Source organism: Tabrizicola fusiformis (assembly GCF_013328815.1).
In the GTDB taxonomy this organism is placed as follows: Bacteria; Pseudomonadota; Alphaproteobacteria; order Rhodobacterales; family Rhodobacteraceae; genus Fuscibacter.
Genome location: NZ_JABUHN010000004.1, coordinates 363,333 through 371,114, shown reverse-complemented (window position 1 = coordinate 371,114; position 7,782 = coordinate 363,333). Strand labels below are relative to the sequence as shown.

Sequence of the window (7,782 nt, the reverse complement as noted above, 5' to 3'; positions counted from 1 at the left end):
ATGGGTCTGCTCATGCACGCCGGCTACCACGCTGGATTCACGAGATGAATCCCTCACGGGATTTGTGCAACAGAGCCCATCACAATACTTAAGCGCGTCTGCGAACTGATTTTGGCACACCCTGATCCAGTCCGCATTCAGATCCGGCATGGAGTTTATTGGCCACAGCTCGCTTCGGCCATAGGATTTGCCTTCTGGTGGCTGGTTACCTGCGGCGGTTGAGGAATCACATTGGCAACGTCAAAGACACCCCCGAACCGTGGTGCGGTTCGGCGGCCAAGATTTCCTGTCGCTTCGGGTTTTGCGATCACGCTCAGTTCTCAAGATTGTTCGGGGCAGGGTTCGATCTGACGCCTTCTGCATGGCGCAAGCTTTGGGTGCAAGCGCCTCTTCAGGTGCCGCGGTTTGCCTGCAATCACCCCCGCAGGTTTCACTATCCGGCACGCGGTCTTGAATATCGGAAACCCTGCGGGCAAAGTGCCGCCATAGGGCGCAGGAGGGGTGATGCCGCAGGATGGCGGGTCAGACGGAACGGTCGGCAAGGCGCTGGACGTGCTTGAGGCGGTGGCCGCCCATGGCCGCCCCGTGCGCTTTTCCGAGCTTCTGGCGCAGAGCACCTATCCGAAAGCCACGCTTTACCGTTTCTTGCAGACCCTGACACACCAGGGGATGCTGTCTTATGACGCGGCGCGCGGCAGCTATACCCTGGGCCTGCGGCTGGTGCGGCTGGCCCATGCGGCCTGGGCCACGGCCTCGCTCGCCCCCATCGCGCGGCCCTGGCTTGAGGCGCTTTCGGCGGAAACCGGCGAAACGGTGCATCTGGCGCAGCTTGATCTGGGGCAGGTGCTTTACGTTGACAAACGCAATGCCGCCCGCCCGGTCGAGATGTTTTCCGGTGCGGGCAAGGTCGGCCCGGCCTATTGCACCGGCGTCGGCAAGGCGATGCTGGCCCATCTGGGGGCGCCGGCACTTGAGGCGGCCATCGCGCGGCAGAGCTTTCACCGCTTTACCCCGGCCACGCTGGACAGTGCCGAAAGGCTGCGTGCGGAACTGGCCGAGATCCGGCGCATCGGCCATGCCTTTGACCGCGAAGAGCATGAGCCGGGGATCATCTGCTGCGCCGTGCCGATTCTGGCCCGCGGCGGGCGGGTGATCGGGGCGCTCTCGGTCACCTCGACCACCGCCCGCAGCAGCCTTGCCACGCTTGAGGCGCAGGCGGCCCGCCTGAAAGAGATCGCAGGCGAGATTGCCGCCGCCGCCGGGGACTGGCATTTCCCCGAACAGGGCTAGGGCTGCGAAATCCCTTGATTGCCAAGAGGTTTCTTCGAATAACCGGGGCTGGAGGCCACGCCATGACAATCCTGAAACTCCGCCTGCTGTTTGACGGCGCGATGTTCGGCCCGGGCAAGGCGGAGCTGCTGGCAGGGATCGCGCGGACCGGCTCGATCGCCGCCGCCGGGCGCGACATGGGGATGAGCTACAAGCGCGCCTGGATGCTGGTGGAAGAGATGAACACCGCCTTCACCCAGCCTCTGGTCACCCGCGCCCGCGGCGGCCCCGGCGGCGGCGGCGCCCATCTGACCGAAACAGGCCAGCGCGTGCTGCAGCTTTACCACGTCATCCTGGAACAAACCCTCGCGGCCTCGGCGCAGGAGATTGCTGCGCTGGAAACGATGCTGGCGGCGAAAGGCAAACCGGGCGTCACAGACGGGTGACATCGCGCCAACTTCCGCCGTTTGAAGGGAGAAATTGGCAGCCCGTAGGGGAGTCGAACCCCTCTTACCTGGTTGAAAACCAGGTGTCCTAACCGATAGACGAACGGGCCACTGGGCGGTCTGCGGCGATTTGGGTGCGTGCAGACTGGGCGCTTGTTAATCGCAGGGCCGCGCGGGCGCAAGGGGCAAAACGCGGGGCCGGGCAAAAGGGCGGCGGGTAAGGGGGCGGGGGTCAGCGGTCGATCTGGGCGGCGATCAGGGCGATGGCCTTCTGATAGACCGTGGCCGCGTTCCATTCCTTGATCACGGCAAAGTTCGGCTCGCCCTCGGCATAGCCCTTGCCGGGTTTCCAGCCCTTCTGGCGCAGGAAATTGGCGGTGGTGGCCATGGAATCGGCAAGATCGGTCAGGTCCACCCGACCGTCGCCATCGCCATCCACACCATAGGCCAGGGCATTGCCGGGCAGGAACTGGGTATGGCCCAACTCGCCATGCTTGGCCCCGACGGTGGCGGTGCTGATCGAGCCCTGATCCACCAGTTTCAGCGCGCCGAGGAGATGCGGGGTGAAGAACCCGCTGCGGCGGCAATCCCATGCCAGGGTGGCGATGGCCGAGACGACATTGGTATCGCCCATGAAATTGCCGAACCCCGTCTCCATGCCATGGATGGCCAGCAGGATGCCCGCAGGCACGCCATATTGCCGTTCGAGGCTGGCATAGAAATCGGGGTTCTTGGCCAGCCGCTTGCGCCCCTGTGCCGCGATGGCCTTGGCGCCGCGCACCTCCATGAACTTGTCCAGCGTGTATTTGAAGCTTTTCTGGTTGCGGTCGGCGGCGATGGTGGCCTTGGAATAGCTGGCCCCCATCAGCGCCTTGATCCCGGCCTTGCCGACGCCGGCGGCCTTGGCTTCACCGGCCATCACCGACTTCCAGTCTTCAAACCCCGCCGAGGTGCTGCCGCAGGGGGCGGCGCTGGCGGAGGTGGCCTGCAGGGTGGCAATCAGCGAGACGGCAGCGGCAATGCGGAAAAACACCTGGGAACCCCTTGGGAACAATGCGTTGCCGCACCTTAGCCTTGCCCGGCGGCAGGGTGCAAGCCTTCGCCTGCGGCGGGCTGGGGATAGCTTTGCGCCTTGATCGGGCCAAGTGCGGTCAGGTGGCGGCGCATTGCCTCGGCTGCTTCGGGGTTGCGGCCTTGCAGGATCAGCTCAAGGATATGGACATGTTCGGCGCAGCGCAGCCGGGCCTTTTCGCGGTCAACGCTCTGGCGGTATTCGATCAGGCGGCGCAGCCGGTCTACCCGGCGCAGGCTTTCGATGAAAAAGGCATTCTGGCTGCAGTCGATGATCGCATGATGCATCGCGCTGGACACAACGAAAAGCCGCACCGGCGAAATGGTGGTGACCTCGCCCGCCACAAGGCGGCGCTGCTGGTCAAGATGGCGCTCCAGCACCGGGGCGTTCAGCCGGAAGCCCGGTTCCAGAAGGGCGGCGGGTTCGATCGCCTGACGGAAACGATAGCTTTGGCGATAGGCTTCAAGCGAGGTGAGGACGGGCAGAAATTGCCAGCCATGGCCGGGCAGCCGCTCGGCCCAGCCCTCTTCCGACATGCGGTGCAGCAGGCTTTGCAGCCGCGGGCGGGTGATGCCATAGCGCCGCAGCAATTCGTTCTCGCTGATGCGGTCGGGAATCTGGCCAGCAAGACGGTCGCGGGCGATGGCCAGATAGACCTCTTCATCCTCATCATCGGCGGCGGGGCCATCGGCCAGACCTTCGGCCCGGGCCGGGTCGGCAAGGTGAAAGCCGCCGCTGGCACCAAGGGCCAGAAGGCCCGCCTGCTCCAGTTCGCGCAGCGCGGCGCGGATGGGCGAGCGTGAGACGCGGAACCGCTCGGCCAGGCTGCGCTCGGTCAGCCGCGCCCCGGCGGGCAGGGCTTCGGACTGCACGAAGCGGGCAATCTGGCGGGCAAGGGCGCTGGTGATCGGGGGCATGGGACGGTCCGCTGCGGCAGTGTGGTTTTCGCATGACGGCGGCCGCCTGCCAAGGGGGTTGGTTCATTGTGCTTGCAAAAGACCGCGACTCGGGGTAGTGGCTTTTTGTAATCTCAAAAAACCATGCTGCGGAGCCTTCATGCGCCTGCTTGTCCTGCCCGGCGACGGTATCGGCCCCGAGATAACGGCGGCCACCTTGCGGGTTCTGGCGGCGGTGGATGCGCGCTTTGGTCTTGGGCTGGCGCTGGAACAGGCCGACATCGGGCTGAAGGCGCTGGCAGCACAGAGAACCACGCTGCCCGAAGCCGTGTTGCAGCGCGTGCCGCAGGTGGACGGGGTGATCCTTGGCCCGGTGTCGCATTACGACTATCCGCCGCGCGAGAAGGGCGGCATCAACCCCTCGGGTGCGCTGCGGGTGCAGTTTGACCTGACGGCGAATATCCGCCCCTGCCGGTCGCGCCCCGGTCTGTCGATCCTGCGCAAGCCGATGGATCTGGTCATCGTGCGCGAGAATACCGAAGGCTTCTACTCCGACCGCAACATGTTTGCCGGTTCGGGTGAGTTCATGCCCGATCCCGACATGGCGCTGTCGGTGCGCAAGATCACCGCAGCGGCCAGCCGCAAGGTGGCGCTGGCGGCGTTCCGGCTGGCCATGACGCGGCGCAAGCGGGTGACGGCGGTTCACAAGGCCAACGTGCTGAAACTGTCGGACGGGCTTTTCCTGCGCGAGGTGCGCAAGGTGGCGGCAGAATTCCCCGAGGTGATGCTGGATGAGGTGATCGTCGATGCCGCCGCGGCCCTGCTGATCCGCCAGCCGGACCGCTTCGACGTGATCGTGACCACCAACATGTTCGGCGACATCCTGTCGGATGAGGCGTCAGAGCTTTGCGGCAGTCTGGGTTTGGGCGGTTCGCTCAATCAGGGGGCTACGGTTTGCGTGGCACAGGCGCAGCATGGTTCGGCCCCCGATATCGCGGGGCAGGGCAAGGCGAACCCGACCTCGCTGATCCTGTCGGCGGCGATGCTGCTCGACTGGTTTGCGGCGCGGGGCGGCGCGCGCTTTGCCGCCGCCGCCCGCGCGATCGAGGCGGCAACCGAAGCCGCACTGGCCGATCCCGCCAGCCGCACCGCCGATCTGGGTGGCCCTTTGGGCACCGATGCTTTTGCCGCACAGGTCTGCGCCTTGCTCGCAGCCGCCGAAACTGGACCCATTCTTGAACCACAGGAGAGCGGAACATGACCCGCGTTCTGGTGCCCACCGGCGCCCTTGGCCTTGGCTATGACCGCAAGGCGCTTGACCTTGGGGTTGCCAACCGGCCCGACATCATTGCCGTCGATGGCGGTTCCACCGACAGCGGGCCGTCCTATCTGGGGCGGGGGGTGTCGAAATACTCCCGCGCCTCGACCAAGGCGGAATGGCGCGAGCTGATGGTCGCGCGGGCCGCCGCCGGGGTGCCTTTGGTGATCGGCACGGCGGGCACCTGCGGCGCCGACAGCGCGGTGGACTGGCTTTTCGACATCACGCGCGAAATTGCACAGGAAACCGGCCAGCGGGTGAAGGTCGCCACGCTGAAATCGGGGCAGGCGGCGGCATCGGTCAAATCGGCGCTGGCGGCGGGGCGCATCCGGCCCCTGTCGGCGGCACCCGAGATTTCCGACGCGGTGATCGACGCTTGCAGCAATATCGTGGCGCTGGCCGGGGCCGAGCAGATCGCGGCGGCGCTGGCCACCGGCGCCGATATCGTGATCGCGGGCCGCACCACCGACACCGCCATCATCGCGGCGCTGCCGCTGGTGCGGGGCGACAATCCGGGCGGGGCCTGGCATGGCGCCAAGGTGGGCGAATGCGGGGCGCTGGCCACCACCCATCCCAATTCCGGGGTGATCCAGATCGACTTTGACGCCAAGGGCTTTACGGTCGAGCCGATGGCCCCCGAAGCGGCGGCAACGCCCTATACCGTTTCGGCCCATATGCTTTACGAAAACTCCGATCCGTTCATCCTGTATGAGCCGGGCGGCCATCTGGACGTGACCGGCTCGGACTACCGCGCGCTGGACGGGCGCCGGGTGCGGGTCGAAGGCTCGGTCTGGGTGCCGGGGCGCTATACGGTCAAGCTCGAGGGCGCGCGGATCGCGGGTTATCAGACGGTCGGCCTCGCGGTGATCCGCGACCGCCGCTATGTGCGCCATGCCGCCGAATGGGCTGCGGATGTGAAGGCGCGGGTGACGGAAAAGATCATCACCCGCATGGGTCTTGCCGCCGAAGATTTCACGGTGGAACTGCGGCTGATCGGGATGGATGCCACGCTGGGCGGGCTGGAAAACCGCCGCGACCTGCCGGTCGAGGTGGGCGTTCTGGGCATCCTGACCTGTCCCACCCCCGAGGCCGCCGCCGAGGCTGGCAAGATGCTGAACCCCTACCTCTTGCACCATCCCCTGACCGAGGACGAGCCGATGCCGACCTTCGCCTTCCCCTTCTCGCCAGCCGAGATGCAGCGCGGCGCGTTGTATGAATTCTGCCTGAACCATGTGATGGAACTGGACGATCCGATGGCGGCCTTCACCCTTGAAACGCATGAGGTCGGTCATGGCTGAACTGGGATCGCTGGTCAGCAAGGTGCGTTCCAAGAATGCCGGGCCGTTCTGGCTGACGGTGGATGTGTTCTGCGACGATGCCGCCACCTATGAACGGGTCCGCGCCGGGTTGCAGGATGCCGCCGTGGCGCGGCTCTTCGGGGTGGACCTCCAGCTTCTGAAGCGGTTCGACATTCCGTCGCTGAATGTCGTGAAGTTTTCGGTGCCGCGCCCGGTGGTGCAGGGCACAAGAGCCGACCGCGACATGCACGGCGCGGGCTGGGCCTGTCTTCTGGAAGAGATGGAGATTGCCTGAGCCGGGCGGTGACCGGCACATGGACCTGCTGCAAACGGAAAAATCTGCGAACAACGCCTGAAGAACCGGCCGGAAACTCTGCAAAGATGCAATTGTTTCACGGGTTTTGTTGGCGTAGCCTTTCTTTGAGACAGCCGCGAGGAGGCGGTTCCTCAAAGTCCGAATCCCGGCGCTGCCGGGCAATATTCTGATGAAAAACGGGAGGAATACCATGATCAGAACTGTCTTTGCGACGACCCTTGCGCTGTCGCTGTCGGGCTTTGCGGCCCTTGCCGATCCGGCGGTGGTGATGGCGCCCGGCGGCGCCGGGGGCGGCTATGACGCCATGGCCCGCCTGCCGTTCGACGCCATGGCCAAGGAAGGTATCTTCAGCGATGGCGCCACCTTCACCAACAAGGGCGGCGCGGGCGGCACCATCGGTCTGGCCGAGTTTGTCGGCGCCAACCGCGGCAACGACAACGCGGTGATGTCGATGGGCGTAATCATGGTGGGCGGCATCCTGCTCAACTCCTCGCCGGTGACGCTGGATGATGTCACGCCGCTGGTGCGGCTGACCAATGACACCGGGGTTGTGGCCGTGGCCACCGACTCGCCCATCCAGAACGTGGCCGATCTGGTCGCGGCGATGAAGGCAGACCTTGGCGCGGTTTCGATCGGCGGCGGTTCGGCGGGCGGGGTGGACCATATCGTCATGGCGCTGATCGCCAAGGAAAGCGGGCTGGATGCGGCCAAGCTGAACTACATCCCGTTCGACAGCGGCGCCGAAACCGTGACCGCGCTGGGTGGCGGCACGCTGACCGTGGCGGTTTCGGGCGTGTCCGAGTTCAAGTCGATGGCCGAAGCGGGCCGTATCCGCATCATCGCCGTCACCTCGGAAGGCCGGGTGGAGGGCATCGACGCCCCCAGCCTGACCGAAGCGGGCATCCCGGTTGTCGTCGGCAACTGGCGCGGCATCGTCGGTGCGCCCGACATGACGCCCGAAGGCCGCGCGATGTGGCTGGACCGCTTTGCCAAGATGCATGACAGCGCCGCGTGGAAAGAGATTCTTGCCAAGCAGGGCTGGGAAGACGCCTATCTGGCCGGTGACGATTTCGTCGCTTTCCTGAATGACGAAAAGACCCGCATCGGCGCCATCCTCAAGGATGCAGGACTGGTGAAGTAACCGGCCCAACGTCCTGAAAGGATGCA

8 protein-coding genes and 1 tRNA gene are annotated in these 7,782 nt (G+C 65.6%); 6 read left to right on the top strand and 3 right to left on the bottom strand.

Going from position 1 to position 7,782, the window contains the following annotated elements:
- Positions 1-504 precede the first annotated feature (504 nt).
- On the top strand, positions 505-1,290 hold the full coding sequence (locus HS053_RS08910) for an IclR family transcriptional regulator (RefSeq protein WP_174210864.1): 786 nt from the start codon (positions 505-507) through the stop codon (positions 1,288-1,290).
- Positions 1,291-1,352: 62 nt separating this feature from the next.
- Positions 1,353-1,715 (top strand): winged helix-turn-helix domain-containing protein, encoded by a 363-nt coding sequence (locus HS053_RS08905; protein WP_241699796.1) that lies wholly within the window; start codon positions 1,353-1,355, stop codon positions 1,713-1,715.
- Positions 1,716-1,750: 35 nt separating this feature from the next.
- Here HS053_RS08905 and HS053_RS08900 read toward each other — a convergent pair.
- From HS053_RS08900 to HS053_RS08890, 3 genes are all read right to left on the bottom strand, one after another.
- Positions 1,751-1,825, bottom strand: a tRNA-Glu gene (locus HS053_RS08900).
- A 122-nt stretch (positions 1,826-1,947) separates the two neighbouring features.
- Complete coding sequence (locus tag HS053_RS08895) at positions 1,948-2,748, bottom strand: lytic murein transglycosylase (RefSeq protein WP_174210863.1); 801 nt, start codon at positions 2,746-2,748, stop codon at positions 1,948-1,950.
- Between the two features lie 35 nt (positions 2,749-2,783).
- On the bottom strand, positions 2,784-3,704 hold the full coding sequence (locus tag HS053_RS08890) for a GntR family transcriptional regulator (RefSeq protein WP_174210862.1): 921 nt from the start codon (positions 3,702-3,704) through the stop codon (positions 2,784-2,786).
- 139 nt (positions 3,705-3,843) lie between these two features.
- Between HS053_RS08890 and HS053_RS08885 the strand changes: the two genes are divergently transcribed.
- The 4 genes from HS053_RS08885 to HS053_RS08870 all read left to right on the top strand — a co-directional run bounded on the left by HS053_RS08885 (position 3,844) and on the right by HS053_RS08870 (position 7,756).
- Positions 3,844-4,944 (top strand): isocitrate/isopropylmalate dehydrogenase family protein, encoded by a 1,101-nt coding sequence (locus HS053_RS08885; RefSeq protein ID WP_174210861.1) that lies wholly within the window; start codon positions 3,844-3,846, stop codon positions 4,942-4,944.
- Entirely contained in the window at positions 4,941-6,299 is a 1,359-nt protein-coding gene (locus tag HS053_RS08880) for an acyclic terpene utilization AtuA family protein (RefSeq protein WP_174210860.1), read from the top strand. The genes HS053_RS08885 and HS053_RS08880 overlap by 4 nt, the downstream gene beginning before the upstream one ends.
- Positions 6,292-6,594 (top strand): DUF4387 family protein, encoded by a 303-nt coding sequence (locus tag HS053_RS08875; RefSeq protein ID WP_174210859.1) that lies wholly within the window; start codon positions 6,292-6,294, stop codon positions 6,592-6,594. Before HS053_RS08880 ends, HS053_RS08875 begins: the two co-directional genes overlap by 8 nt.
- Positions 6,595-6,805: 211 nt before the next feature.
- Positions 6,806-7,756, top strand: coding sequence for a Bug family tripartite tricarboxylate transporter substrate binding protein (locus tag HS053_RS08870; RefSeq protein ID WP_174210858.1), 951 nt, complete (start codon positions 6,806-6,808; stop codon positions 7,754-7,756).
- The last annotated feature ends 26 nt before the right edge of the window (positions 7,757-7,782 follow it).

Bases quoted from the DNA above. Each gene is read 5' to 3' on its own strand.
- HS053_RS08910 (WP_174210864.1), top strand. From the start codon at position 505: ATGCCGCAGGATGGCGGGTCAGACGGAACGGTCGGCAAGGCGCTGGAC.
- HS053_RS08905 (WP_241699796.1), top strand. From the start codon at position 1,353: ATGACAATCCTGAAACTCCGCCTGCTGTTTGACGGCGCGATGTTCGGC.
- HS053_RS08890 (WP_174210862.1), bottom strand. From the start codon at position 3,704: ATGCCCCCGATCACCAGCGCCCTTGCCCGCCAGATTGCCCGCTTCGTG.
- HS053_RS08885 (WP_174210861.1), top strand. From the start codon at position 3,844: ATGCGCCTGCTTGTCCTGCCCGGCGACGGTATCGGCCCCGAGATAACG.
- HS053_RS08880 (WP_174210860.1), top strand. From the start codon at position 4,941: ATGACCCGCGTTCTGGTGCCCACCGGCGCCCTTGGCCTTGGCTATGAC.
- HS053_RS08875 (WP_174210859.1), top strand. From the start codon at position 6,292: ATGGCTGAACTGGGATCGCTGGTCAGCAAGGTGCGTTCCAAGAATGCC.
- HS053_RS08870 (WP_174210858.1), top strand. From the start codon at position 6,806: ATGATCAGAACTGTCTTTGCGACGACCCTTGCGCTGTCGCTGTCGGGC.